At 68.4% G+C, this 26,971-nt stretch carries 25 protein-coding genes and 4 tRNA genes; 14 read left to right on the top strand and 15 right to left on the bottom strand.

From position 1 onward, the window contains the following. Positions 1-4: 4 nt before the first annotated feature. Positions 5-1,345: a ribonuclease D gene (locus tag FEK34_RS09030; protein WP_249358894.1), complete on the bottom strand. Its 1,341-nt coding sequence runs from the start codon at positions 1,343-1,345 to the stop codon at positions 5-7. Positions 1,346-1,367: 22 nt separating this feature from the next. Further along, positions 1,368-1,919 carry a DUF3000 domain-containing protein gene (locus tag FEK34_RS09035; RefSeq protein WP_249357868.1) on the bottom strand — a complete coding sequence of 184 codons (552 nt, stop codon included), beginning with the start codon at positions 1,917-1,919 and terminating at the stop codon, positions 1,368-1,370. A 162-nt stretch (positions 1,920-2,081) separates the two neighbouring features. On the opposite strand from FEK34_RS09035, the gene hemE reads away from it, so the two are divergent. The 3 genes from hemE (at position 2,082) to FEK34_RS09050 (ending at position 5,071) form a co-directional block, all read left to right on the top strand. Beyond that, on the top strand, positions 2,082-3,146 hold the full coding sequence (gene hemE / locus FEK34_RS09040; RefSeq protein ID WP_138447361.1) for a uroporphyrinogen decarboxylase: 1,065 nt from the start codon (positions 2,082-2,084) through the stop codon (positions 3,144-3,146). A gap of 213 nt (positions 3,147-3,359) precedes the next feature. Further along, the gene (locus FEK34_RS09045) at positions 3,360-3,833 is read left to right on the top strand and encodes an RrF2 family transcriptional regulator (protein ID WP_138447362.1); all 474 of its coding nucleotides are present in this window, start codon (positions 3,360-3,362) and stop codon (positions 3,831-3,833) included. Continuing rightward, entirely contained in the window at positions 3,830-5,071 is a 1,242-nt protein-coding gene (locus tag FEK34_RS09050) for a globin domain-containing protein (protein ID WP_138447363.1), read from the top strand. The genes FEK34_RS09045 and FEK34_RS09050 overlap by 4 nt, the downstream gene beginning before the upstream one ends. Positions 5,072-5,163: 92 nt before the next feature. Here FEK34_RS09050 and FEK34_RS09055 read toward each other — a convergent pair whose 3' ends face one another. After that, entirely contained in the window at positions 5,164-5,370 is a 207-nt protein-coding gene (locus tag FEK34_RS09055; protein ID WP_138447364.1) for a DUF397 domain-containing protein, read from the bottom strand. Continuing rightward, positions 5,360-6,238: a helix-turn-helix domain-containing protein gene (locus FEK34_RS09060; protein ID WP_349292421.1), complete on the bottom strand. Its 879-nt coding sequence runs from the start codon at positions 6,236-6,238 to the stop codon at positions 5,360-5,362. Before FEK34_RS09060 ends, FEK34_RS09055 begins: the two co-directional genes overlap by 11 nt. Before the next feature lie 367 nt (positions 6,239-6,605). Here FEK34_RS09060 and FEK34_RS09065 point away from each other — a divergent pair, with 367 nt between their 5' ends. Continuing rightward, a complete protein-coding gene (locus FEK34_RS09065; RefSeq protein ID WP_138447366.1) occupies positions 6,606-6,815 on the top strand; it encodes a hypothetical protein in 210 nt (69 codons plus the stop codon). 231 nt (positions 6,816-7,046) lie between these two features. Then, on the top strand, positions 7,047-8,390 hold the full coding sequence (locus FEK34_RS09070) for a protoporphyrinogen oxidase (protein ID WP_138447367.1): 1,344 nt from the start codon (positions 7,047-7,049) through the stop codon (positions 8,388-8,390). A 27-nt stretch (positions 8,391-8,417) separates the two neighbouring features. Here the strand turns inward: FEK34_RS09070 and FEK34_RS09075 are convergent, their stop codons facing one another. After that, positions 8,418-9,122 (bottom strand): cation transporter, encoded by a 705-nt coding sequence (locus FEK34_RS09075; protein WP_138447570.1) that lies wholly within the window; start codon positions 9,120-9,122, stop codon positions 8,418-8,420. Then, the gene (locus tag FEK34_RS09080; protein WP_138447368.1) at positions 9,119-9,448 is read right to left on the bottom strand and encodes an ArsR/SmtB family transcription factor; all 330 of its coding nucleotides are present in this window, start codon (positions 9,446-9,448) and stop codon (positions 9,119-9,121) included. Before FEK34_RS09080 ends, FEK34_RS09075 begins: the two co-directional genes overlap by 4 nt. 368 nt (positions 9,449-9,816) lie before the next feature. Between FEK34_RS09080 and hemQ the strand changes: the two genes are divergently transcribed. Then, entirely contained in the window at positions 9,817-10,512 is a 696-nt protein-coding gene (gene hemQ / locus FEK34_RS09085; RefSeq protein WP_138447369.1) for a hydrogen peroxide-dependent heme synthase, read from the top strand. A gap of 82 nt (positions 10,513-10,594) precedes the next feature. On the opposite strand, the gene msrB is transcribed toward hemQ, so the two are convergent. From msrB to FEK34_RS09105, 4 genes are all read right to left on the bottom strand, one after another. Next, entirely contained in the window at positions 10,595-11,041 is a 447-nt protein-coding gene (msrB, locus tag FEK34_RS09090; protein ID WP_138447370.1) for a peptide-methionine (R)-S-oxide reductase MsrB, read from the bottom strand. After that, entirely contained in the window at positions 11,041-12,435 is a 1,395-nt protein-coding gene (locus FEK34_RS09095) for a glycosyltransferase family 87 protein (RefSeq protein WP_249358938.1), read from the bottom strand. Before FEK34_RS09095 ends, msrB begins: the two co-directional genes overlap by 1 nt. Before the next feature lie 101 nt (positions 12,436-12,536). Then, positions 12,537-14,042, bottom strand: coding sequence for an alpha/beta hydrolase (locus tag FEK34_RS09100; RefSeq protein WP_138447372.1), 1,506 nt, complete (start codon positions 14,040-14,042; stop codon positions 12,537-12,539). An 89-nt stretch (positions 14,043-14,131) separates the two neighbouring features. Then, positions 14,132-14,983, bottom strand: coding sequence for a pyrimidine reductase family protein (locus tag FEK34_RS09105; RefSeq protein WP_138447373.1), 852 nt, complete (start codon positions 14,981-14,983; stop codon positions 14,132-14,134). 35 nt (positions 14,984-15,018) lie between these two features. Between FEK34_RS09105 and zapE the strand changes: the two genes are divergently transcribed. Both zapE and FEK34_RS09115 read left to right on the top strand, forming a co-directional pair. Then, on the top strand, positions 15,019-16,035 hold the full coding sequence (gene zapE, locus FEK34_RS09110) for a cell division protein ZapE (protein WP_104359247.1): 1,017 nt from the start codon (positions 15,019-15,021) through the stop codon (positions 16,033-16,035). Positions 16,036-16,238: 203 nt separating this feature from the next. Beyond that, the gene (locus FEK34_RS09115) at positions 16,239-17,066 is read left to right on the top strand and encodes a tyrosine-protein phosphatase (RefSeq protein WP_138447374.1); all 828 of its coding nucleotides are present in this window, start codon (positions 16,239-16,241) and stop codon (positions 17,064-17,066) included. A 7-nt stretch (positions 17,067-17,073) separates the two neighbouring features. Here the strand turns inward: FEK34_RS09115 and FEK34_RS09120 are convergent, their stop codons facing one another. Further along, a complete protein-coding gene (locus FEK34_RS09120) occupies positions 17,074-17,613 on the bottom strand; it encodes a GNAT family N-acetyltransferase (RefSeq protein ID WP_138447375.1) in 540 nt (179 codons plus the stop codon). Positions 17,614-17,817: 204 nt separating this feature from the next. Between FEK34_RS09120 and FEK34_RS09125 the strand changes: the two genes are divergently transcribed. The 3 genes from FEK34_RS09125 to FEK34_RS09135 all read left to right on the top strand — a co-directional run bounded on the left by FEK34_RS09125 (position 17,818) and on the right by FEK34_RS09135 (position 21,652). Further along, a complete protein-coding gene (locus tag FEK34_RS09125) occupies positions 17,818-19,347 on the top strand; it encodes a flavin-containing monooxygenase (RefSeq protein ID WP_138447376.1) in 1,530 nt (509 codons plus the stop codon). A 268-nt stretch (positions 19,348-19,615) separates the two neighbouring features. Beyond that, positions 19,616-20,590, top strand: coding sequence for a LysR family transcriptional regulator (locus tag FEK34_RS09130; protein WP_138447377.1), 975 nt, complete (start codon positions 19,616-19,618; stop codon positions 20,588-20,590). A gap of 261 nt (positions 20,591-20,851) precedes the next feature. Then, entirely contained in the window at positions 20,852-21,652 is an 801-nt protein-coding gene (locus FEK34_RS09135; RefSeq protein ID WP_249358896.1) for a hypothetical protein, read from the top strand. Here the strand turns inward: FEK34_RS09135 and FEK34_RS09140 are convergent. The 4 genes from FEK34_RS09140 to FEK34_RS09155 all read right to left on the bottom strand — a co-directional run bounded on the left by FEK34_RS09140 (position 21,624) and on the right by FEK34_RS09155 (position 23,315). Continuing rightward, positions 21,624-22,865 (bottom strand): sigma factor-like helix-turn-helix DNA-binding protein, encoded by a 1,242-nt coding sequence (locus FEK34_RS09140; RefSeq protein WP_249358897.1) that lies wholly within the window; start codon positions 22,863-22,865, stop codon positions 21,624-21,626. The genes FEK34_RS09135 and FEK34_RS09140 overlap by 29 nt on opposite strands. A 184-nt stretch (positions 22,866-23,049) precedes the next feature. Continuing rightward, a tRNA-Val gene (locus FEK34_RS09145) sits at positions 23,050-23,124 on the bottom strand. Between the two features lies 1 nt (position 23,125). After that, positions 23,126-23,196, bottom strand: a tRNA-Cys gene (locus tag FEK34_RS09150). A gap of 46 nt (positions 23,197-23,242) precedes the next feature. Then, positions 23,243-23,315 (bottom strand) — tRNA-Gly (locus FEK34_RS09155). 392 nt (positions 23,316-23,707) lie between these two features. On the opposite strand from FEK34_RS09155, the gene FEK34_RS09160 reads away from it, so the two are divergent. From FEK34_RS09160 to FEK34_RS09170, 3 genes are all read left to right on the top strand, one after another. After that, a tRNA-Val gene (locus FEK34_RS09160) sits at positions 23,708-23,779 on the top strand. A gap of 361 nt (positions 23,780-24,140) precedes the next feature. Next, positions 24,141-24,335, top strand: coding sequence for a hypothetical protein (locus tag FEK34_RS09165; RefSeq protein WP_138447378.1), 195 nt, complete (start codon positions 24,141-24,143; stop codon positions 24,333-24,335). Positions 24,336-24,668: 333 nt separating this feature from the next. After that, complete coding sequence (locus FEK34_RS09170) at positions 24,669-26,936, top strand: SulP family inorganic anion transporter (protein WP_138447379.1); 2,268 nt, start codon at positions 24,669-24,671, stop codon at positions 26,934-26,936. Positions 26,937-26,971 lie beyond the last annotated feature (35 nt).

Below are 26,971 nucleotides of genomic sequence, written 5' to 3' on the forward strand. Positions count from 1 at the left end.
GTCTCTAGCCAGCTGCCTCGGCGGCCGAATCGTCGGTGACGATGAGCGCGACGGTCAGGCGCGGCACCGCCAGTTCGCGCTGCCAGGGCCGCGCGCCCGCGGAGCGGAGGAATTCGTCGATCTGTTTGCCGAGTTCGGTGGCCGAATCGGGGCCGAAGTCGTAGCTGGGGAGCCCGTCCCAGCACAGCCGCCGCACCACGTCCGGGGTCAGCAGGTTCTCCACCGGGACCAGCACCTCGGTCGACAGCTCGCCCATGGCCGCACGGGCGCGGTTCAGGCGGGCAGCGGCCACCGGGTCGCGCCGCTCCCAGCGATTGACCGGCGGGGGCCCGTCGTAGGGCTGCGACAGCGGCGGTAGCTCGGTATCGGGCAGCGCCCTGGCGCGTTCGACGGCGCCGAGCCATTCGCGTGAATACCGGCGCTGGCGCGGCCCGCCGAACACGGGGAGTTCGCGCAGTTGGGCGATGGTGCGCGGTTCGGCGTTGGCGGCGGCGATGATGGCGGAATCGGGCAGGATGCGCGAGGGCGCGATATCGCGCTGCCGCGCCAGTTCGTCGCGGGTGGTCCACAGTTCGCGCACCGTCGCCAGCTGACGTGCCCGCCGCAGGGTGTGGATGCCGGAGGTGCGCCGCCAGCGGTCGGCCTTGGGCGCCGCGGGCTCGGCGAGCCGGACATGCTCGAATTCCTGTGCCGCCCATTCGGTTTTGCCTTGCTGATGCAGGGCGATCGCCACCGCCTCGCGTAGCTCGAGCAGTAGCTCCACATCGAGGGCCGCGTAGTTCAGCCAGGCCTCCGGCAGCGGCCGGGTCGACCAGTCCGCGGCGCCGTGGCCCTTGCGCAGCGCCCGCCCGAGCAGCCGCTCGACCATGGCCGCGAGCCCGACCCGGTCGAACCCGGCCAGGCGCCCGCCCAGCTCGGTGTCGAACAGGGCCGCAGGCCGCAACCCCAGCTCGGCGAGCCCGGGCAGATCCTGGTCGGCCGAGTGCAGCACCCATTCGAGGTCGTTGATCGCCTCGGCCAGCGGTGCCAGATCATCGGCCACCGGAATCGGGTCGATCAGGAAGGTGCCCGCCCCGGCGCGGCGCAGCTGGATCAGGTAGGCGCGGGCCGAATAGCGGAAACCGGAGGCGCGCTCGGCGTCCACGGCCAGCGGGCCGGTGCCCGCGGCGATCCGGGCGGCGGCCTCGGCGATCTCGGCGGCGGTGCTGAGCACCGGCGGGACACCGTCGGCCGGGACGAGCAGCGGTACCGCGGTCTCCGTATCGGCGTCCGCCGAGACCTGCGTGGTCGTACTGTCCGTCTCGCCGCTCCCCAAGGCGCGGCCGGGCCCGTCTGCTTCCGGCATAGAGGTGAACTCTACGTGGCGCTCAGCTGTGATCGTTATTGGTGTACGACTGTGGCCGCAAATCTGTGATACCGGCGGGTGGCAGCCCGGCGGCGAAGGCCAGCACCTCACCGAAGGCTTCCACATGGGGACGCATCTCGGTGGTCATCGCGGTCCAGGAGGCGCGCAGCTCCAGTTGGTGGGCGCGCGGCGGGCCCGCGATATCGCCGTAACGGACCGAACTGGTGGAGGTGACGGTGCCGCCGAGCGCGGTGAACGGCTCGCCACGCGATTCCAGCGCGTCCACCAGCCAGCTCCACGCCACCTCGGGCAGCAGCGGGTCGGTGGCCAGGGCGGCGTCGATATCGGCCTGGATGTAGGCGACCAGCCGGAAGGTGCCGTGCCAGGCTTCGTCGCCCTCGGGATCGTGCAGCAGGATCAGCCTGCCGAACGCGTCACCCTCGGAGTCGATCGGCACGACGCCGGTCTCGGGATGTTTGACCTCGGCCCCGAGCGCGTAGGAATACGGTGCCAGCCGTTGCGGCGGGCGGATAGGGGCCAGCTCGATCCGGGGATGCACTGATGCGGTGCCCATCGCCTCGACCGCGGCACGAAAGGAAGCTGGTTCGCCGTCGGAGCCCTCGGTCGATGCGGCGCCGTCGCGGTAGTCGAGCGGTGTCACGAGAGGTGACGGTAGACCTACCGTCCCCGGCGCAGTCGGAGGCGCGCCGCTGAGGGGCGGGTGGACCCGCCTACGATGACGATGGTGAGCACACAGACGCGCCGCCGGTTGACCGATGCCCCCTTCCTGGCCGCCGCCACCGGCGGCGAGCCGAGCAGGCGCCCGGTGTGGTTCATGCGCCAAGCCGGCCGGTCGCTGCCGGAGTACCGGGAGCTGCGCGCGGGCATCGGCATGCTGGAGTCCTGTTTCGATCCGGAATTGGTCTGCGAGATCACCATGCAGCCGATCCGCCGTCACGGTGTGGACGCGGCAATCCTGTTCTCCGACATCGTCGTTCCGCTCAAGGCGGCCGGCATCGACCTCGACATCGTGCCCGGCGTCGGCCCGGTGGTCGCCGCGCCGGTACGAACCACCGCCGACGTGCGTGCGCTGCCGCGGCTGCGGCCGGAGGAGGTCGGCGCCGTCACCGACGGCATCGGGCTGCTGCTGGACGCGCTCGGGCAGACGCCGCTGATCGGGTTCGCCGGCGCCCCGTTCACGCTGGCGTCGTACCTGGTCGAGGGCGGTCCGAGCAAGCATCACGAGCGCACCAAGGCGATGATGCACGCCGATCCGCAAACCTGGCACGAGCTGCTGGGCGTGCTCACCGACATCACCATCGCCTTCTTGCAGGCCCAGCTCGCGGCCGGGGTCGATGCGGTGCAGGTGTTCGACTCGTGGGCCGGCGCGCTCTCGCAGGCCGATTACCGCAGGTTCGTGCTGCCGCATTCGGAGCGGGTGTTCGCCGAGGTCGCCGCGGCCGGGGTGCCGCGCATCCACTTCGGGGTGGGCACCGGTGAACTGCTCGGGGCGATGGGCGAGGCGGGCGCCGACGTGGTCGGGGTGGACTGGCGGGTGCCGTTGACCGAGGCGGTGCGCCGGGTCGGTCCAGGAAAAGCGTTGCAGGGCAACCTGGATCCGGCGATCCTGTTCGCCGGCTGGGACGCGGTGGAGGCCGAGGCCCGCAGGATCGCCCGCGAGGCCGACGAGGCGATCACCCTCGGCGCCACCGGCCATATCTTCAACCTCGGCCACGGGGTGCTGCCCGATACCGATCCGGGTGTCATCACCGCGCTGGTGGAACTCGTCCACAGCCTGTGATGTCCGCCGCATCCGTGCGCGGTGAAATCGCCGCGCACGCGTGCGGAATATGTTTCCGAACTACCGATTCCGTGGTGTCGCAATAATTTCTGAATGCTGTCGTTGCGTCACCGCATGCCTTTTCCGTGGTCGAAAAACCGCACGAAATCGGGTAATTAAGAACACCCGCCAGAAATTGGTTTCCGGGACCGGAGCCTCGGTAGCTTCGATGGCATGCAGCTGACTCGCTTCACCGATATCGGGCTCAGGACCCTGATGCGGTTGGCGGTGAGTGACGGCGATGATCACCGGGTGACCACCCGGCTGATCGCGCGCCAGGTCAACGCATCCGAACACCACGTGTCGAAGGCCGTGTCGCGGCTGGTGGACCTGGGCTTGGTGCAGGCGCAGCGTGGTCGGTCCGGTGGACTGTTCATCACCGAGGCCGGCCGCGCCGCGTCGGTCGGCACGCTGGTGCGGGCGCTGGAAAACGATCGTGAGGTCGTGCTCTGCGAGGGGGATCATCCCTGCCCGCTGGCCGGTTCCTGCCGATTGCGGAGAATTCTCGCCGACGCCAAGGAAGCGTTCTATCGGGAATTGGACCGATACACCGTCACCGATCTCGTCACCGGGCCGACGGTCGAATTGCTGCATCTGCTCACCATCGGATCGGTGAGCGGTAGTTCCGATGTGGAGGAAAGCCAGTGAACACCGACAGCGTCGTCCGTGCCGAACCCGAACTCGAAGCGCAGTACGCCGAAACAATCCGCGCCACCCTGCCTCTGGTCGGCGCCCATATCGACGAGATCACCACCGTCTTCTACCGGCGGCTGTTCGGCAATCATCCCGAACTGATCCGTGACCTGTTCAATCGTGGCAACCAGGCCCAGGGGTCTCAGCAACGTGCCCTCGCCGCCTCGGTGGCGTCCTTCGCCACCTACCTGGTGGATCCGGCGCTGCCGCATCCGGCGGCGATGCTGTCGCGGATCGGGCACAAGCACGCCTCCCTCGGCATCACCGCCGACCAGTACCAGGTGGTGCACGACAACCTGTTCGCCGCCATAGTCGAGGTGCTCGGCGCCGACGTGGTGACAGCGCCGGTGGCGGCGGCCTGGGACCGCGTCTACTGGTTGATGGCGGATGCGCTGATCGACCTGGAGAAGCAGCTCTACGTATCGGCGGGCGTCGAACCCGGTGACGTGTTCCGGGAGGCGGTGGTGGTGGCGCGCGACGACGACCCGGCCGGTGCCGGGGTCTTCACCGTCGAATCGGCCGATCCGGCCCGCCCGTTCCCGGAATTCCTGCCGGGCCAATATGTTTCGGTCGGCGTGCGGTTGCCCGACGGTGCGCGCCAGCTCCGCCAGTACAGCCTGGTGAACAACCCGGGTGAAGGAAAGCTTGCGTTCGCGGTCAAGCGGGTGGAAGCCGTCGCGGATTGCCCCGCTGGTGAGGTGTCGAGCTGGTTGCACGACCACCTCGCGACGGGCGACCGGCTCGAGATCACCCTGCCCTTCGGCGACCTGACCATCGACACCGACGCCACCACGCCCCTGGTCCTCATCTCCGCCGGCATCGGCATCACCCCGATGATCGGCGCCCTCGAATACCTCGCCGCCCACGCATCGACCCGGACGATCCTGGTCCTGCACGCCGACCGCACCCCACGCACCCACCCGCTGCTCGACCGCATGCGCACTCTCGTCGACCGCCTCGACTCGGCCGACCTCGAACTCTGGTACCAGGATGACGCGGGCGAGGCCCATCAGGGACTGCTCGACCTGTCGGAGACGACCCTCCCGGCCGGCGCCGACATCTACGTCTGCGGCGCCGACGGTTTCCTCGACGCGGTCCGCGCACAACTAGCGGCAGCGGGTGTCCCGGGTGAGCGTGTGCACATCGAGCAATTCACTCCGACCGACTGGCGCACGGGCGTATGCCCTGTGTGAGGTGCATCCCGGCTCCCGGAGACAGGTGACATCGCATGGGAAAGCCCCTGACCTCCCGGTGTTGTGGGAGGCCAGGGGCTTCGCTGGGATGGTCAGTACCGGTTGAACGTGCCGTTTCGGGTGGCGGAGAGGAACGCATCCCATTCGGCGGGGGAGAAGATCAGCGCGGGACCGGTCGGGTTTTTCGAGTCACGGACGCCGACGGCCCCCACATCCAGGTGCGCGACCTCCACGCACTCGTTCGGTCCGGTACTGCGTCGAGACTTGAACCACTGTGCGTTGGACAGATCAACGTCCATTGTCGTACTCCCTTGCCAATTCTCGTAGAAATCGCTTGCTGTCCGTGGGAGAAAGCGCCGCACGGTGAAGCATCAACACCGCCTCCCGATACTGCTGCACGGCGTCGGGTCGGTCGTAATACAGGTTGCCGCGGAATCCCTCAACGAAGACAGTCGGCGGCTCGGAGACCGCCTTGTCGAACTCCAGCACGACGAACGGACCGGGGGCAAGGCCGAGCGGATACCCCCGCACGAACGGAAGGACCTGGACGGTCACATTGGGCGGCGCATCGGCAAGGTACCTCAGTTGCCGTGCCATCACCCGGCCGTTGCCGACGACGCGCCTCAGTACGGCTTCGTCGACGATCAGGTCCACCGCGACGGGGTTCCTCTTGCGGGTATAGATGCGCTGCCGGTTCAGCTTGATCTGGATTCGCTGATCGCGGTCTTCGGATGAGGCGTTCGGGCGGAAGTTCGTGTCCAGCGCCTTGGCATACGCGGCGGTTTGGAAGAGTCCGGGACAAATGTCCGGCCGGAAGATTGTGAGCTTGCCGGCTGCTCGCTCGAGGCCGACGTAAAGCCGGAAGTCCTCGCGAATGTCCAGGTCGAATTCGTTCCACCACCGCCCGTCTTCGCTGTCGGCCGCAACTCTCGCCAACTCGAGCATGTCATCGAGTTCATCGAGTGCATCGAACAGCTCGCACAGGGCGCGCACGTCGACCAGTCGAATACGGGGGGTTTCGCCCATCTCGAGACGCTGGAGTGTTCCAGCACCCCGTTCGATGTGTCGGGCTGCATCGACGATGGACATCCCGGCTTGCAGTCGAAGCTCCCGGAGCTTTCGGCCGAGGTGTCGGCGCGCAAGTGTTGTAGGTGCCTTACGCATCATCGCCACCCACAACCCTGGTGGTTCGCGAGCGCGCGGTGGGTGGCATGAGCGGCTGCGGTGGGTGAGTCCCTCGCTCTAACTGATCGTGCATCGTTTTGTGTTCTCCGAGTGTTCGCTGGGAAAACGGGTCGATCCGGGTGGATCACCCGTCAACGCATACGCCGAGGCGAGGCCTCGGTGTTGGCTACCGATGCATCCGGTAGCCGGAAACCTCGAAGGGACAACGGGACAGCTCGGAACCCTCACCCCTTCGGAACACCTGGGAAACACGCTGGAGTCGTCGCCCCCGGGTGGCCGGCCGCCCCTGCCATGGCCTGGCTACCGGATGCTCCCACAGTTCGCATCACGCCACGCGAGGAACGAACGGATGAATTCGATGAACGACTATGACCTGCAACTGGAACCGTGGATCGGGCACGCGCCACTGCCCGTCATGGATACCCGCACCGCACATCTGGTGATGCAGAAGCACATCCGCTGCCTGATTACGAACTGCCGGATCAAGCATCAGGCGCGGTTATGCTTGATCGAGGCCGGCAAGCTCGTGCCCGCCGATTTCCCTCATGTCGGGAGCTGAGTGCCGGCCGGTGCGAGGACCGCGCGTGGATCGGCTGCCGAGGACTCGCGGTGACTGTCGCGCAGCTATCACGATGGCACCGTGCCGATCCGCACCGCGCCGCGTTCCCGCGCAACCACGCTGCGCATCCGTCGGGTGGCTGAGCGGCGCCCGCCCGACTGGCGCGTGCCTTCCCGGCCGTTTCGCCGACCACCGCGTCGACGGCAGCTCCGCGGGGATTACCGTCGAGGTATGACAATCGCGGTCGTCGGCGGTGGTATCAGCGGATTGGTCGCGGCGTATCGGCTGCGCGGGCTGCTCGGGCCGGACGTCGAGATCGTCGTGCTCGAGCGCGGCGATCGGCTGGGCGGAATCCTCTATACCGGTGAGATCAACGGTGATCCAGTCGATCTGGGGGCGGAGGCGTTCGTCGGGCGCCGGCCCGAGGTGATCGAGCTGCTGGCGGAGCTCGGGCTCGACGATCAGCTGGTGCGGCCCGCCGGGCTGCGTCCGCTGATCTGGTCCGAGGGGCGCACCCACGCGCTGCCCGCGCGGACGCTGATGGGCATTCCGTCCGATGCCGAATCGCTGCGCGGGCTGGTGTCGGAGGCGACGCTCGAGCGGGTAGCCGCCGAACCCGAGCAGCCGTTCAGCTGGCGGCCGGGTTCGGATATCGACGTGTACAGCCTGGTCGCGGACCGGTTCGGCGCCGAGGTCGCCGAACGCAGCGTCGACCCGCTGCTGGGCGGGGTGTATGCGGGCAGCTCGCGCTCCATCGGCGTCCGCGCGGCGCTGCCCGGCCTCGCGGCCGCGTTGGATAGGGGCGCACCCAGCCTGACCGCCGCGGTCTCCGCCGCGCTGCCGCCGCCGTCGGACGCACCGGTGTTCGGTGGCATCCGTGACGGGTATCGGGTGCTGCTCGAGGCGCTCGCGGACCGTTCCGGTGCGAAGTTCGTCACCGGCGAGGCCACCGGCCTCACCAAGACGGCCGCCGGGTGGCGGCTCGAACCGGTGGGCGCGGTGGACGCCGTCGTCCTCGCCACGCCTGCCCCGGTGACGGCACGGCTGCTCGCGGAGGAAGTGCCGGCCGCGGCATCGCTTCTCGCCGGGATCGAACTGTCCTCCTCGGCCGTGGTGGCACTCGCCCTGCCCCGCGACACGCCGCTGCCGCGGAACTCCGGCGTCCTCGTCGCCACCGGAGAACCGTTGAGCGCCAAGGCATTCACGCTGTCCAGCCGCAAATGGCCGCATCTGGCCGAACGTGAGATCGCGCTGGTCCGCGCCTCTTTCGGCAAGTTCGGCGACGACGCGGTCCTGGCCTGGCCGGACGGCGAACTGGTCGCAGCCGCGGTCGCCGACCTCGCGACCGTCACCGGAGTGCCTATTTCCCCGCTGTCGGCGACCGTCCAGCGCTGGCCGGGCGCCCTGGCGCAGTATGCGCCGGGACACACCGAGCGCATCGCCGAGATCGAGTCCGCCACCGCCGAATTCGACACCTTGGCGATCACCGGCGCGTACCTGCACGGCGTCGGTGTGCCCGCCTGCGTCGCCTCCGCCACCGCCGCCGCTCACCACATCGCGGCTGCGCTGAGCTGACCGGCCGCCGTCGGAGCGGCCGAGCGATCAGCTGTCGCAGCAGTCGCAGTCGTGTCCGGCGCGCCCGCTCGCGCCGAGTGCGGCCGGGGGCACGGCGCAGCACGCATCGCCCTTCCAGGCGTTGCGACCTTCCTTCACGGCGATGGCGGCGATGACCAGGGCGGCGATCGGGTCGGCCCACGACCAGCCGAAGAGACTGTTGAGCAGCAGGCCGATCAACAGCACCGCGGACAGGTAGGTGCACAACAGCGTCTGCTTGGAATCGGCGACGGCGGAGGCGGAACCCAGTTCGCGGCCGGCCCGGCGCTGCGCCCAGGACAGCACCGGCATGACGGCCAGGCTCACGGCCGCGAGCGCGATGCCGATCGGGGAAGGTTCGGCGTCACCGATGCCGAGCAGGCCGCGGACCGATTCGACGGTGACGTAGGCGGCGAGGGCGAAGAAGGAGAACGCGATGATCCGCAGCGCGATCTTCTCCCGCTTGGCGGGATCGCGTCCGGCGAACTGCCACGCCACCGCGGCTGCCGACGAGACCTCGATCACCGAGTCCAGCCCGAACCCGATCAGCGCCGTCGACGACACGCGCACGCCCTCGGTGAGCGCGATGATCGCCTCGATCACGTTGTAGGAGATGGTCGCGGCGACGAACCAGCGGATCCGCCGCGCCAGCAGCGCCTTTCGATCCGCGCCCGGACCGGCCTGCACCGTGGGCATGCCCAGTGAATCCATCAGCAGCACTCCTGCGTATCGGCGTCCGGGCAGCACGCCGGATCCACCACCAGGACCAAGCCGAGCAGATCCGACAGCGCGGCCGAGATCCGGGCATCGGCCAGCTCATAGCGATTGCGCCGCCCCTCCGGCACCGCGACCACCAGTCCGCATCCGCGCAAGCAGGCGAGATGGTTGGACAGGATCTGGCGCGTCACGCCGATCTGCTCGGCCAGCTCCGACGGATAACCGGGACCTTCGCGCAGACTCAGCAGGATCCGGGTGCGCGTCGGATCGGATAGCGCGTGACCGAACCGTGCCAACGCGTCGTGGTGCAGCGAGGTCTCCATGAGCAAACAGTACATCGAAATATGTATTCAGAAAAGGATGAATTATTGGCTCGAGGAGACCTGCTCCGTCGGGCTGCTGGACCGGCGGGCTGCATAGACGGGCGGTGCCCGCCTCGCTGAATCGGATTGGTTGCCGAGCCGGCGTTCGGGAACGCAGGTCGCGCGTCCGGCCCGTCAGCCGTGTGGCAGTGACGGTTGGGCCGCCAACGGCTGGGCGGCCGAGGGGTGCTGTCTCGCTGATTCGCGGTTGTGGGTCGCTGACCCGGCGTTCGTGCGCAGGTCGCGCGATCGGCCCGCCCACCGCGAGCGCCGACGGCTGGGCCGGGGACGGCAGCAGCAGCGAAAGTCCCGAGTGGCACGATGGGGGTATGGCGCGACTCGATTACCAGGCTCTCAATTCCACCATCCGGTACCTGATGTTCTCGGTGTTCCAGGTCCAGCCCGGTGCGCTGGGCGATGACCGGGAGGCCGCGATCAAGGAGGCGCGTGCCTTCTTCGACGGCCTGGAAGATCGCGGCGTGGTGCTGCGCGGCATCTACGACGTCGCGGGGATGCGCGCCGACGCCGACTTCATGCTGTGGACGCACGCCGAACGAGTCGAAGACCTCCAGGCGGTCTACGCCGACTTCCGCCGCACCACTGCCCTCGGCAAGGCCAGCGCCCCGGTGTGGAGCAACGTGGCCATCCACCGGCCCGCCGAGTTCAACAAGAGCCACATCCCGGCCTTCCTGGCCGGTGAGGATCCGGGCAACTACATCTGCGTCTACCCGTTCGTGCGGTCCTACGAGTGGTACCTGCTGCCCGACGAGGAGCGCCGCAAGATGCTGGCCGACCACGGCAAGGCGGCCCGCGGCTACCCGGATGTGCGGGCCAATACCGTCAGCTCGTTCGCGCTCGGCGACTACGAGTGGATTCTGGCCTTCGAGGCGCCGGAACTGCACCGCATCGTGGACCTGATGCGCGACCTGCGCGCCACCGAGGCCCGCCTGCACGTGCGCGAGGAAGTCCCGTTCTTCACCGGCCCGCGCGTCGAGGTCGAACAGTTGATGACCGCACTGCCCTGACCGGTGTATCGCGCATGCCCCGAACTTTCGGGGCATGCGCACTCACGCATGGTTGCGTACCGTTTGCGCACGGCACGTCGGGTTACTGGCGGGTTGCGGTGTCCGAGGGGTGCAGCCGCAGCGCGATCGAATTGATGCAGTACCGCTTGTCGGTGGGTGTCTGGTAGCCCTCGCCCTCGAAGACGTGCCCGAGGTGGCTGTGGCAGTTCGCGCACAGCACCTCGACCCGGCGCATGCCGAGCGAATTGTCCGCTCGCAGGATCACCGCGTCGGAGTCGGCCGGATCGAAGAACGACGGCCAGCCGCAGTGCGAGTCGAACTTTTCCGTACTGCGGAACAGTTCGGCGCCGCAGGCCCGGCAGGTGTAGACGCCCTCGGTCTTGGTGTCGGTGTATTCGCCGACGAAGGGCCGCTCGGTGGCCGCCTCACGCAGCACCGCGAACTCTTCGGGACTCAGCTTGGCCCTCCACTCCTGCGGCGTCAGCCGGATCCGCGGGGCGGGCAGGGAGGTATCCGATTCGGAGCTCATCACTCCACGGTAATGCGCTTGTCCTCCGCCGTCGCTGTGTTGTTCTGCGCTGACCCGGCTCGATCACGCGGTCGGCCGTCGAGCGAGCCGGATGAGCTTGCCTGCCCGGCGTCGACGGCGTTCGTGGGCTCATCCGCGATAGACCTGGCGGATCCTCGCAGATCCGGCGCTGTCGCTATCCACGCCGGATCGATGCCGAACTGCAGCCGGCCTTCCCGGCGCGCGGCCAGATACCGCTCACCGAGTACGCAGAACACCACGATCAGCAGCAACGTCCAGCCGAACGTGATGCGCAGGTACTCGAGGTTGCGCCCCATGCTCTGCCAGCGGTCGGAGAGCCACTTGTCGTAGCTCATGAACCCGAAGACTGCCAGCCACGCCGGCCAGTTGCGCAGGACGGAGTTGCGCAGCACCACCGTCATCAGGAACGGGAACAACATCATCGAGTAGTACATCTGCCCCAGCGACAGCAGGAAAGATGCCGTGAGCAGGACACCTGAGCTCGTGCAGACAAAGAACAGCTCGTCATCGCGGTAGTAGCGGTACAACAGCCACAAAGTGATCGCAACGATCGCGCCCAGCATCAGGCGCATTCCCCAGCTGAGCCACGGTGGAAGCCCGTAGTACTCGGAGTTGCCCGCGATCGAGCTGTTGAAGTAGTCGCGCGTCTCCATCAGATACGGCCCCGTACGGGTGATGAACGAGCTCGCATCCTTCATCAGCGGCCATGCGATCGCATTGAGAACGAGCGGCACGCCGATAGCGGTGATGAACACCTTCCACTGCCGACGTGCGGCAGCGATGAGCAGCAGCGGGGCGAGCGTTGGTTTGACCGCGACCGTCAACCCCAATATCGCGCCGGCCCACAGATCTCTGCGTCGCAGTAGCAGGATGATGAAGATCATCTCGCCGAGCAGGATGCACCCGTTGACGTTGGTGAAGACCAGCGTGTTGATTACGGTCTCGGACATGAACATGGCCAGCAGCAGCGCGGGCGCGACGACCGACTTCAGCGTGTAGTTGAACAGCCGCAGTAGCAGATACCAGGCGATCAGGATGGCCACCGCGTTCAGCAGGATGAACAGCCACCGCGACTTTTCGTAGTCGATGATGGCGATGGGCGCGATCAGCAGGGTGCCGCTCGGTGGATACAGGTAGTGCGGATCGACCGAGTCGAAGTTGGCCGTGTAGACCGCGCGACCGTTGAGGAAGTCCAGCGACGCCTGGTAGACGGGCTTGTAATCGTCCGTGACGAAACCATTGACAGCCTTGATGAGGACCCTGTTCAGCACGGTCATGACCGCAAGGGGCCACAGTGCGAACTTGATCACCTCGGCGGTGGTGCGAGCTGTCCGGGGCTCGAGCTGTCGAAGTAACACTGGGGCACGGTACACCGGATCGTGCCCAGATGGTTGCCCGGACCCGCCCCGGCGTGCCAGGGGCGGGCTCTGCGAGGGCGCCGCATCGCGGCCCGAACGCGCGTGCATCGCGCCGCTCAGGCCGGGCAGGCGGTGCCGTCGGCGGGCAGCTTCGCGTCCTTCAGATACTCGACCACGGCCCGCTGCGCGCAGCCGGAGTGGTTGGACACCGGATGGCCGTAACCCTGCCAGGTGAGGGTGGCATTACGGGCGCCCGCGCGACCGAGCGCGCCGGTGACCGACGCCTGACCGGCACCGCTGACCGGATCGGCCACCCCGGCCAGTACCAGCACCGGAACCGCGAGCTTCTCCGGGGCCGCCGGCGGGGTCAGCACCGGCCAAGCCGAGCAGGTCAGCAGGGAGATCGCGGCGGCGCGACCGAACACCGGGTACTTGGCGCCCCAGTCCTCGGCCAGCCCGGCGGCCTGGTTCGCGGTGGGCGGCTGCTGGGTGTCGGTGCAGCCGTTGACGAACTGGCCGTCGTCGGCGGTGGCCGAGGTGGCGCGCTGGACCTGATTCTCCAGCGGCGCGAGGTCACCGCGGTCGGCGGCGGAGAGTGCGTCGGCGAGTTCGGTCACCCGGTTGTTCTGGTCGCCGCGCGGGCTGCCGAGGAAGCCGGTGATCGCGGTGAGCAAGCCGTTTGCCGAAATGTCGCCGAGCTGCCCGGCGGTGGCCTTTCCGAGCAGTGCGGTGACCGCTGCGCGCGGATCGGGTCCCAGCGAGCAGTTCAGGCCCACGCAGCGTTGTGCGAACGCCGTCAGCGCCGCCTCCGCACCCTGTACCTGCTGTTCGCCCTTGGTCACCGCGTCCACGCCCACCGCGTGCGGCGAATCCAGTACCAGGCGCGCCAGATGGTCGCCGAACTTGCGGGCATAGGCCATCGCGACCAGCGCCCCGTTGCCGGTGCCGAGCAACGCGATGTGCTCGACCTGCCACTGCTTGCGCAGCTGCTCGATGTCGTCGGCGGCGTGCGCGGCGTCGAAGGTGCCGTCGTAGGGCTGGAGGAAGTCGCGGCAGGCGATGGTGGCGTCCTGGCTCAGCTCGGCCATCGTGGCGATCTGGTCGCCGCCGGGGGAGAACTGGGCGTTGTCGTGCATGGCGGTGCGGATTTCCGGCGGCAGGCAGTCGATCGGCTGCGAGCTGCCGATGCCGCGCCGGTCGACCGCGACGATCGGGCGCTGGGCCAGGATCGCGTTCGCCGGGCCGATGGCCAGCCCGGCGAGAGTCGCGGTGGAAGACCGGTCGGCGCCGGAGGTGAGCACGACCGGCGCCGCATCGGCGGGGGTCTGCGGCAGCCGGGCCCGGATGGCGCCGTTGCGGAAGGAACCCAGAATCGCGCCCGAGGCGTCGATCGGCGTCGAATACTCGGCGCATTCGAGCACCAGCCCCTCGGGCGCGGGGCCGAGCCCGAGCAGATCGAGCGTCGGCGTGGTGCATTCCCGCCAGTTCAGATCGGTTTTGGGCACCTCGGCCTGCGGCGGCGGCGCGGCGGCGGCCGAGGTGGTGGCCTCGCCCGCGACCGGCGGACGTTCGATGGCCACGCCGGGGCGATCCGAGGGTCCGGCCCCGCATCCGGCGATCATGATCGAAAGTATCGAGGCCGGTACCACGGCCCGAGTCCAGCGCATGCGTTACACCCTGCCAGGTCTCGTGCCGTGTTTCACACAGGCCCTCAGGTGCGCACCCACCGGATGAGCGTCGTGGCGTCCTCGTCCAGCAGAATGTGGGCCGGGCGCATCGTCACCCGGAACTCCTCGCGCGACAGCGCGATTCGCGGCGCGGTACCGCCGATCAGCACCGGCGCGGTGGTCAGGCACAGTTCATCGATGCAGTCCGCGGCCAGCAGATCGCCGAACAATCGCGGCCCGCCCTCGCACAGCACCCGTGTCAGCCCGCGCTCGGCCAGCGCGTCCAGCACGGCCTGCGGCGACACCGCCACGTCACCGGCTTCGATCACCTCCGCCCCGGCATCGGTGAGCTGCCGCTTGCGGATGGCGGGGGCGGCCGCCGTGGTGATGATCAGCGGGGCGACCTGGTTCGAGACCTGTGTCCCGGGCGTCTGCGCTGCCGGATCACCGGGGGAGTCGGGCACCGCGCCGGAATGTGTTCCGGCAGGCGCAGCGGGGGATTCGGGGAACAGCCGTCCGGAGGCGTCCAGCGCGGCGCTGGCGGTGACGACCGCGATGGGCGGGGGCGTGCCCTCGGGATGGCCGCCGATCCCCAGCTCGTGCAGCCTGCGCCGCAGCGCCGGATCGGTCTTGGCGGGGCCGTAGTTCTCCGCGCGCGCGGTGCCCGCCCCGACCAGCACCACATCGGCCAGCTCGCGCAGCGCGAGGAACACCCTGCGGTCGGCGTCGGTGCCCAATCCGCCCGACAGGCCGTCGCTGGTGACGGCGCCATCGATGCTCGACACGAAATTCGCTCGCACCCATGGACGGTCGAGGCCGGTGGGGTAGCCGTAGAGCTGGAAGAGTTCCTCGTCGGTCAGTCCTGTGAGCTGGATCGCATTGTGGATACGCTGCATGAAGACAGATCACACCACGTCATTAGGCTTCGCCCATGCAAGAACGCCTCGTCGATCGCCATCCGGAGGTTCCGGCGGATCAACTCGTCGCCCAGATGGTGCCGCCACCCATGTTCGACGAGGTCAGCTTCGCCTCCTACATCCCCGATCCGAACGAACCCAGCCAGGCCGCCGCCGTGCGCAAGGCCGAGGAGTTCGCCGGGCAGGTCGCCAAGATCCACAAGGCCGCCTCGAAGAAGAGCCTGTTCGGTAAGAAGAAGCAGGTCGACGGCGCGGGCCTCTACCTCGACGGCGGCTTCGGCGTCGGCAAGACCCACCTGCTGGCCTCGATCTTCCACAGCGCGCCCGCACCCAAATCGTTCGGCACCTTCGGCGAGCTCACCAACCTCGTCGGCGCGCTCGGCTTCACCAACGCGGTCGAGCGGCTCAGCGCCAACAGCGTGCTGTGCATCGACGAGTTCGAGCTCGACGATCCGGGCGACACCATGCTGGTCTCGCGCCTGCTCACCGAACTGTCGGCCAGCGGGGTGTCCATCGCGGCGACCTCCAACACCCTGCCGGGCCAGCTCGGCGAGGGCCGTTTCGCCGCACAGGACTTCATGCGCGAGATCAAGAAGCTCGGCGCCATCTTCGAGGCCGTGCGCGTCGACGGCCCCGACTACCGTCACCGCGATCTGCCGCCCGCGCCCGAACCGACCTCGCCGGACGAGCTCGCCGAACGCGCTGCCGCTACCCCCGGTTCGACGCTGGACGATTACGACGAGCTGCTGAAACATCTGAGCACCCTGCACCCGTCCAAGTACGGTGCGCTGATCGCCGGCGTCTCTTCGGTCTACATCTCCGGCGTGCATCCGGTCACCGATCAGGCGGTGGCGCTGCGCATCGTGGTGCTGGCCGACCGGCTCTACGACGCCAGCGTGCCCGTCACGGTGTCCGGCGCCAAGCTGGACGAGATCTTCTCGCAGGAGATGCTCGATGGTGGCTACCGCAAGAAGTACCTGCGCGCGATCTCGCGTCTGCTGGCCCTGTCGCGGTTCGAAGTGACGGCCTGAGCCGAACGAGTGCGGTGGCGGTCGCGGAGTATCGCCACGTCGGGCCGCTGGAGCGGTCCGGATGCGACGCGGCATGATCGGCCGCGACTCGCCGAAACGGGGTTGACCGCAAGGTATCCGGCTTGGTTTGCTGGGCGGGAATTGCCGTGGGAGCCGTGGGCATAACAGGCCGGGCACCGCGCGCCGATGAGGGGAGCTTCGCCATGGTCCACCGTTCCACCATGGTCGGTGACGGGCTGCGTGTGCCGATCGCACTGGTCGCCGGGTTGGCGATCGCCTTCGGGCCCACCGCCGCCGTCGCGCCCGCCGAGCCGCCGTCGGCGTCGAGCACGCTCGCCATCGACCGCTCCCTGCACCTCGAGGGCGCCCGCAATGCCCGCGACCTCGGCGGCTATCGCACCGTCGACGGTCGGACCGTGCGCCCCGGACTGGTGTTCCGAACCGATCAACTCGATCACCTCACCGCGGCGGATCTCACCGAACTGTCCAAACGCAAAGTCCGCGACGTCGACGATCTGCGCACCGTCTACGAACGCGCGCTCGCCCCGGACCGGGTCCCCGCGGGCGCACGGGCCAACTGGTACGACGTGATCGGTGGCGCGCCACTGCCGCAACTGGTCTCGAGCCTGGCCGGCGGCGCCGAGATGTATCGCGCCTTCATCACCGCCCCCGGCGCCAACGCGGCCATCGCGTCGGTGCTGCGTGACGTCATCGAGAACGCGCAGGCCGCTGACGGAGGCGCCGTGCTGTTCCACTGCACGGCGGGCAAGGACCGCACCGGCTGGACGGCCGCGGTCCTGCTGAGCGTGCTCGGCGTCGACCGCGCCACCGTCACCGAGGACTACCTGCTGTCGAACCGGTACCGCGGCGCCGAACCGGGCGATCTGCTCAACGGTGTCGACGCCGCCTGGCTCGATGCCGCGTTCGACCAAGCCGCTGCCAGTTATGGCAGCTTCGACAACTACGTGCGCACCGGTCTCGGCCTGACCGACACCGAGATCGCGACCTTGAAAGCGCGCATGCTGGCCTGAGCCGGCCTCAGAACACCAGCTGCATCACGTAATCGTGGTGTACCTGGTTGCCGACGGTGAAGGTCTTGGTGCCGACGGTGTCGAAACCATGTTTGGCGTAGAAGCGTTGCGCCCGGGTGTTCTCCTGATTCACCCCGAGCCATACCCCCGCATAGCCGTCCTCGCGAGCCCGGTCGAGCGCCGCCACCATCAACGCCGTGGACACGCCGGTCCCGTGGTGGCCCGGCAGCACATACATCTTGCTGATCTCGACCACCGGCCGCGGAGTGACCGCCGCCGCGACCTCCGGATCGGCGGGTTCGCCGCCGACCAGCATCGCGTAACCGACGATCTCACCGCCCGCGACCGCCTTGAGCACCGTGCGCGACGGATCCGACAGGTACTCGCCGAATCGTTCGCCCGACAGCACCTCGGAGATGAAGATCTCGATATCGTCGGCGGTCGCGCCGGGCGGGCACGCGAGCGGGAAGGTCGCCGCGGCGACATCGCTGAGTGCCTCGGCATCCCATAGTCCGGCCCGGTCCACGATGACTGGGGTGTTGCTCATATGTCCAGTACAGCACGAACCATGGCGAGTGCCCCGAGTTTGCCGGGTGTGGCACCGTGCCGACCGCAACCACCTCGCTACGTCCGGCGATCACCGTGCGCGGCTTCGCGGTGTCCGCCCGGATCGGCCCCGCCACGGGTCCTGCGGGCCCCGTGACCGGGGCTCCGCTTTGCTGGCGGGCCGCGGCGACGTAGTCTCCTGCGCATGAGGAGCGGGAACCGTATCGGAATCGTCGGTGCGGGTATCGCAGGTTTGGCCTGCGCGAAAGTGCTGAGTCGGGCGGGCTTTTCGGTCGAGGTGTTCGACCGCACCCCCGACGTCGGTGGGGTATGGAGCGCCACCAGGCGTTATCCGGGCCTGCGTGCGCAGACGAGCAAGCACACCTACCACTTCTCCGACCATCCCATGCCCGCCGACTGGCCGCGTGTGCCCGACGGGCAGCAGATGCAGGAGTACCTGGCCGGGTACGTGCGCCGGTTCGGCTTCGAGAACACCCTGCGGCTGCGCACCGAGGTGGTGGCCGCCGACCCGGTGGACGGCGGCTGGCTGCTCGAAGTTCGCGAGGGTGACGGGATCCACCGCACCTCCTGCGATCACCTGGTGATCGCCAACGGGGTGTTCAACGAGCCCTATATGCCGTACTTCCGTGGTGAGGACGCCTATCAGGCCGGTGGCGGCGCGCTCGGACACGCCTCGCAGTTCGTCGATGTGGAGGCGGTGCGCGATCAGAACGTCGTCATCGTCGGCTACGGGCGCTCGGCCTGCGATCTGGCCGAGGCCGTCAGCCACGTCGCGGCCTCGACCACCGTGCTGGCGCGCCGCCTGACCTGGAAGCTGCCGCGCACACTGGCCAAGGGCATCGATGCCGAACGGCTGCTGCTGACCCGGACCGGTGAGGCGCACTTCCGCCACCAGGAACCCGGCCGCTTCGAACGTTTCCTGCACGGTCCGGCGCGGTCGTTCCGGGAAAGCAATCTGGACCTGGTGCAGGCGCTGGCCGCCAAACGCCTGCGACTGGACGAGCTCGGCCTGATGCCGCAGAGCACGATCGAATCCATTGCCGACCAGTCGGTGAGCGTGGCCACCGAGGGCTTCTTCGAGCAGGTCGCCGAGGGACGCATCACCGTCCGGCGCGAAACGACGATCGCCGAACTGCATGCCGGTCCCGCCGGGCCGACGGCGATCCTGTCCGACGGTGAACGCATCCCGGCCGATATCGTCGTCTGCGCCACCGGCTTCCAGCAGCGGGTGCCGTTCCTGACGCCCTACATCCAGCGGCAGCTGACCGACGACAACGGCAACTTCCGCCTGTACCGGCACATCCTGCCGCTCGGCGTGCCCCACCTCAGCTTCGCCGGTTACAACTCCTCGCTGATCAGCGCGCTCGGCGCCGAGGTCGCCGCGCACTGGACCGCCGCATTGCTGACCGGTGATCTGACCCTGCCCAGCGCCGAGGCCATGGCCGAACACACCGACCGCAGGCTGGCCTGGCTGCACGAGCGCACCGGTGGCAAGCACGCGCACGGCACCGCCATCGAACCGTTCGCCATCCAGAACCTCGACGATATGCTCGCCGACCTGGGGGTGAAGCTGCCACGCGGCGCGCGGGCGGCGCAGTGGGTGCGGCCCATCCGGCCGGCCGCCTACCAGGTGCTCGGCAACCGGCGCACATCCAGCGCCCCGCCGCTGAACAGTGCGCCGATAGCGCAGGACGCCTACGCCGGCGACTCCTGACGCCCGCCGGCTCGTCTGCTCCGACACCGGCCGCGGGCATGCGGCAACCCGCGTGCGGTGCCAGGGCCTGCGGCAGCGGTTCGCCCGACTCGCGGGAGTGCCGAGATCGGCGATAGGCCGGGCACAACCGGTCGAGACGAAGATGCTGCCCTCGACCTCTGTTGCGGGGACCTCGGGCGGATCATCTGCTCGCACCCGGCCTCCTGGGCTGCGGCTTATCCGGCGCGGCAAGTTTGCTGCCGACTCTTGCGCTGGCGATAATCCGCCGGTGGAGTCGCTGGATATGAACCTGCTGGTCGCGCTGGACGCGTTGCTGGAAACCAACAGCGTCACGCTGGCGGCCGAACGGTTGCAGACCTCCGCACCCGCGATGAGCCGCACCCTCGCGCGCCTTCGCCGCGTGCTCGGCGATCCGCTGCTGGTACGGGCCGGACGCAACCTGGTGCCGACCCCACGGGCGCTGGAACTGCGCCACGAGGTGAGCCGCCTCGTCGACCAAGGCCGCACGCTGCTCACTCCGCGCGCGGCCCTCGACCCGTCAACCCTCAAGCGCGGGTTCACCATCCGGGCCGGCGACGGCGTACTCGCCGAGCTGTCCGCGCCGCTGCTGGCCGCCGTACGCGCCGAGGCGCCCGGCGTCACCTTGCACTTCGTGCCCGACACCATCGACGGTGCGGGCGCGCTGCGAGAGGGCCGGGTGGACGTCGAGGTAGGCGTCCTCGACCACACCGACCCGGAGACCGTCGTCCAGCACGTCCTGCTCGACCGCTGGATCGGCGTGGCGAGCCCGGAGCACCCGCTGATCACCGACAAGGTGACCGTCGCCGCCTATGCCGGCGCGGCGCATCTGAGCATCTCCCGGGTCGGGCGCGCCCGCGGTCCCATCGACGACCGGCTCGCCCTGCACGGACGCACCCGCCGCGTCGTCGCGACCGTCCCCGATCTGGTCACGGCGCTGCTCGCGGTGCGCGCGGGTGGACTCGTCTGCCCGGCTCCGGCCCGGCTCAGCGCGGGCCTGCTCGGCCCATTGGGGCTGTGTCCCTTCGACATTCCGCTGCCGTTGCCGGGCATTTCGGTGGGCATGGCATGGCATCCCCGCAACACCGCCGACAGCGGTCATCTATGGTTGCGCGGGCTGATCCGCACGATCCTCACCCGCGGACCCGCCACCGAGGCCGATCCGGACGCGGCCGACATCACACCGCGGCGGCAGGCCGGTCGCGGGCGCGTCGCATCTGGATAACGCCTCACGGTGAAAGGGTGGCGGGGACCGGCCGGTTGCCGCACCCTGGAAAGTGCCGGTCTGTGCCGGGCAGGTCGCTATGGGATGGGTTAGGTGGGTGGTCGCGTGCAGACGAAGCAGCGGACAGACAACGCGTGCGGGCGCCGGACAATCCTTGCCGAGCTGGGGATATCGGACGGACCAGGGAAAACACGGCCGGCCAGAGAGTCACCGGCGGGCTACGGGTGCGGGTGCGCACGGTGTGTCGCCGCGCAGTGGGATGTGCAGCGACTGAAGTTCTGGCTGGCCGCGCGGATGCTCGCGTTCGGCGCCGACGAGGCCGTGGTGGACCGCCGGATCGGCTCGGTGACCGTAGACGTCTACTGGCGTAAAGGTGACAGCCAGTACGCCATCGAGGTGCGCACCGGACCGCTGACTCAGGAACTGGCGCAGGCACATACGGACCGGTTGCGGGCCATCGGCTTCGCCGGAGTGCTGTGGTTGTGCGCGCCCGGTTTCTGGGTGGCGCAGCTGCCCGCACTCGGTATCGAGGACCTCGAACCCAACGCTTGCGACTATCGCACCGTCTCGGGTGTGCTGGAGCTCGGTCCCGAGGGTGTGGTGGTGCCGCGGCAGGAGCCTTACGAATTGCGAGAGTTCCTGCGTCAGTGGGTCGACGGTGAGGTCGCGTGGGGTTACCGCGACGAGTTGAGGAAGGGATGGGCATCGGTGACCGATTGGGAGCAGCACACCAAGACGCAGGCGATGTTGATCGCCCGTCAGCGCCAGGAGCTGGTGAACCAGCGCACCGCGCTGGCGATGTCGCGGAAATCGTTGCGGGACAAGACCAAACAGATCGCCAAGCTCACCCACCGGATGGAGCGCTCGGAGCACACCGTGCAAAAGCACGCCGACGCGGTGGCCGAGGCCAATCGCAAACTCATCGACCAGCAGCGCTCCGAGCGTGCGCTGCGTGCCGCGATCGGCCGATTGCATCAGACGATCAATCAATGGCAGCTGATCACCATCTTCGCGATGATGCTGCTGGTGACCTTTATGACGGCGACGCTGGTGATGCGCTGAGCCGGTGCGAGCCGCGATCCCACGACCAGTTGTGCCGCAGCACCGCCGCCGCGAGATCCAGCGGCGTGAGGCCGGCGTCGGCGCGTAGCTGACGCAGCGCGGCCCAGGAGGCCGCACCCTGCTCGACCAACTCGGTCAGGCGGGCATCCAGCGCGGCGTCGACGCGGCGCTCGGCCAGGTCGGCCACACCGATCGTCGAGCCGGTCCACACCAGCCAGCCCCAGCCGTTGCCGTGCGCGTAGGCGCGGGCGGCGGCGGCTCGGGCGCGGTAGTCGCGGTAGGCGACCCGGCCGAGCGGTTGTACATCGATCAGTGCGATGCGGCCGTCGGCGAGCCGGGCGGCAGCGGTGGGGAAGTGGACGCCTTCTTCGCCGTCCACCCGGTAGAGCACCGCGTCGGGGTTCTCCTGGAACGTACTGATCTGTTCGTCGGCATTGAGCACACCCAGCAGCCGGGATTCCAGGCCGGAATCGAAGCCGACATCTCGGCCCACTTTGTCCAGGTAGAAGCGGCCGCGCCCGTCGTCGTCGCCGTCGAGGGTGCGTGCGGAGTCGGTGGGCAGGGCCGCGGGGGAGGCGGCGTCCGGCGGCCAGTCGATGCGGTCGAGCCAGGCGTGGTCGTGGCCGACGGGGAAGGGGGCGCCGTCGTGCAGCCTGGCCAGTCGGTGGTTGGTCTTCTTGCGCCAGGCGGCCAGGCGCTGCGCGACGAATCCGGAGACGCGTTTGGCGTCGGCTGCCTCGTGCCCGGCCAGCCGCAGTTTCAGGTAGGAGAGTTCGTTGGCGACGAGGTCGGTTGCGGTGACGTAGGTTTCGGTGAGCAGCGCCCGTACCAGCTGCTGGTCCTTGGCGGTGGTGGGATAGCGCTGCGCGAACTCGGCCGCGGGGAGCTCGCCCGTGAGTTTGGCCTGTCGGATGAGTTCGCCGACCGCTTTGGTGTGCAGTTGCCGGATCCGGTCCCGGGAGAAGTCGAACCGCGCCCCGATCCGGGTGAGCGTTTCCGGGCACTGGTCGCCGATCCCGAGGCGTAGTCGCAGGATTTCTGCGCCGCGTGGGCGGTCGACGGCGTAATCGTCGATCAGGCGGGCCAGGTGTTCGTCGATGTCGTCGAGGGCGAAGTTCAGGTGTTCGGCCAGGTCGTCCACCATGCCGTCAGCGGTGTCGGCGGCATCCGGCTGCCCGGCGCCCTGCTGGTCCCGAACCTGATCTGTCGCCACCCACATGACCTTCTGCCGTGGACCGGTCACCCGGTCGGTTCGCCGTTGTCGGCGTCAGCCTAGCGGTGGGCACCGACGAGTTCGGCCGGCTCGATCCGCGGAGTCGGCCATCGGTTCGCGGGGAGATAGGGCAGGCAAGGCCCTGGAAAGCACGAAAGCCCCGGCCGGAGCCGGGACTTTCATGTGGTGCGCGATACTGGGATTGAACCAGTGACCTCTTCCGTGTCAGGGAAGCGCTCTCCCGCTGAGCTAATCGCGCGAGGTGGAGACGGGAATCGAACCCGTGTGCACGGCTTTGCAGGCCGTTGCCTCACCACTCGGCCACTCCACCGCGCAAAGGGGGACGGCGAATAATTATTGCCTGGCCCTACCTCTCGAGCGGATGACGGGATTCGAACCCGCGACCCTCACCTTGGCAAGGTGATGCGCTACCAGCTGCGCTACATCCGCATTCTGCATCCCGGTGGCGGGTTGTTCGCCTCCGTGGTGCGAGACAGAACATTAGCCGACGTTCGCCGTAACGTACAAATCCGCTGGTAGGAGGGCCCGAAATCGAATTACACGGCGGTAGTTCCGTTGCGTTGGCCGGAGGGACCCTCGCCGGTACGGAGGGTGCCGCCGGGCGTGCCCGGCCGGGTCGGTAACGCCGGCGCCGCTCGGATCGCCTGCGCCAGGTGCTGGTTCGGCCACCTCGCGCCCCGCCGGCCCGACGCGGGGACGACCGCCCGGGGGCACTGCGGGAGGGGCGATTTGGTGGTCGGCGGGGGTTGCGTGTTAAGGTTCCTACTCGTTCGGACGGTGCCCCGCAGCACGGTCCGAGTGACCGCTCGCCGGTCGATGATGGTCTCATAGCTCAGCGGGAGAGCGTCCGCCTCACACGCGGAAGGTCGCTGGTTCGATCCCAGCTGGGACCACACGAAAAGAGGCCCTGACCAGGTAAAACCCGGTCAGGGCCTCTTCTTGGTTTCGGAGCCTGTAGCCAAGCCTCGATTTCTCACGCAGCGTCCGGCTACAGCAAGGGCGCCGGATTTCCCATGACTGACAAACCTTCGACTGTGGCGTGTGTCACAGTTTGATAGCGGTTGTCATCTTCGAGTCCCAAAGCCTTTTCACCAGCTTTGGTAAGTCTTTACCATTGGTCTGTTCCGCGTTGCCCGGGCGTCTCGGTAGTCACGAAGTGTCCGCGCCACCGCTTCGCCCGCGCTCGATCTCGATGCCAGTGCATGTTCCACCGATGAACCGGATCGGCCGTGGCCGGACCGGCGAAGGAGAAATATGTCGACCGACACCGATCCCGCATCACGGACCTCGTCATTGCCCGGCGGCCATGCGCAGCCACCTCGACCGGCCTGTCGCGATGTTCTCGACCAGGCGAATTCGCGCGCAGTGCAGGAACTTCGGATGGCAGCCCGCGTCGCGGGCCTGCGCCGTGTGCGCGCCGTCCGGATGCTGCTGAACGCCGTGCGATGACCGTGCCGGGTCCGGTCCGGCCGCATCGCATGCGCGAGTAGCGGCGCGCCCGAACATCACTCGACCCGACCGGACACCGGGGAGGCACGCGCCACAGAGGCGGTGACACTGTGAGACAGCACACGCTCTGGTCGGATTGTGGTGAAACGTACGAAATGTCCGCTTCTCAGGCTTTGCTAAGTCTTTACTAATATCATTGTTGTGGTTTAAATCTCGGCCCGCCGCCGTGCCGAGAGCCTCTTCACCGCGAGATGCCGGTTCGCGGTCCTTGCCCGACTGGACATGTTGATCGTCAACCGACCTCGGCGCCTGCCGAGTCGGCGAAGGAGAACAATGGCTACCAAGATCGATCCGAACCCGCCGCTGTCACCGCCAGGCGACTCCGAGTCCGGATCCACCCTGTCCGACCGTCTGTCTTCGATCCTGCGCTACGATCTGCCCGCGTCGATCGTGGTTTTCCTTGTCGCGCTGCCGCTTTCGCTCGGCATCGCCTACGCCTCCGGTGCGCCCGTCGCCTCCGGTCTCATCGCCGCCGTGATCGGCGGTATCGTCGCCGGTTCGCTCGGCGGCTCCGTCCTGCAGGTGAGCGGTCCGGCTGCCGGTCTCACCGTCATCGTCGCCGAATCCATCAACCAATTCGGCTGGCGCATCACCGGTTTCATCGTCGTCGCGGCCGGTGCGTTACAGATCCTGTTCGGTCTGAGCCGCATTGCCCGCGCCGCGCTGGCCGTCGCGCCGGTGGTGGTGCACGCGATGCTCGCCGGTATCGGTGTCACCATCGCATTGCAGCAGGTGCACGTGCTGCTCGGCGGTGATTCGGAGAGCTCGGCCTGGGCCAATATCTCCACGCTGCCCGCGCAGCTGGGCTCGCTGCACGCCGGTGGCACCTTCATCGGGCTGGTCGTCATCGCGGTCATGCTCGGCTGGAAGTATGTGCCCGAACGCATTCGAGTGGTGCCGGGACCGCTGGTAGCCATCCTGCTCGCCACCGTGCTCTCGCTGGTGCTGCCGCTGGACGTGGCGCGCATCAAGCTGGAGGGTTCACTGTTCGACGCGATCGGGCTGCCGGAGATCCCCAGCGGCAACTGGTCGGCCGTCGCGATCATGATCCTCACCTTCGCGCTGATCGCCAGCGTGGAGAGCCTGCTCTCGGCCGTCGCCATCGACAAGATGCACACCGGTCCGCGCGCCAACTTCGACCGCGAGCTGATCGGCCAGGGCTCGGCCAATATGCTGTCCGGCCTGCTCGGCGGCCTGCCGGTCACCGGCGTCATCGTGCGCAGCTCGACCAACGTGATGGCGGGTGCGCGCAGCAAGGCGTCGGCGGTCATGCACGGCGTGTGGGTGCTGCTGTTCTCGGTCGCGCTGGCCGGGCTGGTGCAGCAGATCCCGCTGGCGGCACTGGCCGGTCTGCTGATCGTGATCGGCGTGCAGCTGGTCAAGATCGCGCACATCAAGATGGCGCATCGCACCGGCGATCTGGTGGTCTACCTGGTCACCATCGCCACGGTCGTCTTCCTGAACCTGCTCGAGGGCGTGCTGATCGGCCTGGCACTGGCGTTCGCGCTGCTGCTGTGGCGGGTCGTGCGCGTGGTCATCGACGCCAAACCGCTGCCCGGCAGCGACCGCTGGCTGGTGAGCATCGACGGCTCGTGCACCTTCCTCGCCCTGCCGAAACTGTCCTCCACGCTGGCCAAGGTGCCCGCCGGGGTCGGCGTCACCGTCGAGATGACCGTCGACTTCCTCGACCACGCCGCCTACGAGGCCATCATCGACTGGGCCCGCCAGCACGAGGCCAACGGCGGCACAGTCGATTTCGTGGAGATCGGCTCGGCGCGGATGGAAGCCGCCACCAGCGCACCGCCCGCGCGCAGCTTCGGCCGCGTGGTCCTCGACGATGTGCTCGGACCGTGGCGGATGAACGACCGCGACGAGAAGAAGGGCAGCGACGACGTCCACGATCCGATCGTCAGCGGTATCGCGGCCTACCACCGCAGCCACGCGCACCTGGTGCGACCGCACCTGGACGAACTGCGCGACCGGCAGGATCCGGACTCGTTCTTCCTGACCTGCTCGGATTCGCGGATCGTGCCCAACATCATCACCAACAGCGGGCCCGGTGATCTGTTCACCGTGCGCAACGTCGGCAACCTGGTGCCCGAATCCGGCGACGCCTCGGTGGAATCGGCGCTGGTGTTCGCATTGCAGAACCTGAGCGTGCGCTCGGTGGTGGTGTGCGGTCACTCCTCCTGCGGAGCGATGACGGCGCTGCACAACGGGCAGCCGTGCGGACCCGAGATCGACGCCTGGCTCGAACACGCCCAGCCCAGCCTGGAACGCTTCCGGGCCGGCCATCCGGTGCGCGCGGCCGCCGCGGCCGCGGGCTTCGGCGAGGTCGACCAGCTGAGCATGGTCAATATCGCGGTGCAGCTCGAGCATCTGCAGCAGCATCCGGTGGTGAGCCGGGCGGTCGCCGAACGTGGCGTGACGGTGTCGGGGCTGTTCTTCGACATCGCCAGCGCGCGGGTGATCGAGGTGAGCGTCGACGGGATCGCGCATATCGATGAATCCGGCCGTCGCGTCGCCGCCGCGCTCGTCTGAGTCGTCGGCAGACAGCAGCGTGCACCCGTCCATCC

Source organism: Nocardia cyriacigeorgica, from assembly GCF_005863245.1.
Classification (GTDB): domain Bacteria; phylum Actinomycetota; class Actinomycetes; order Mycobacteriales; family Mycobacteriaceae; genus Nocardia; species Nocardia cyriacigeorgica_C.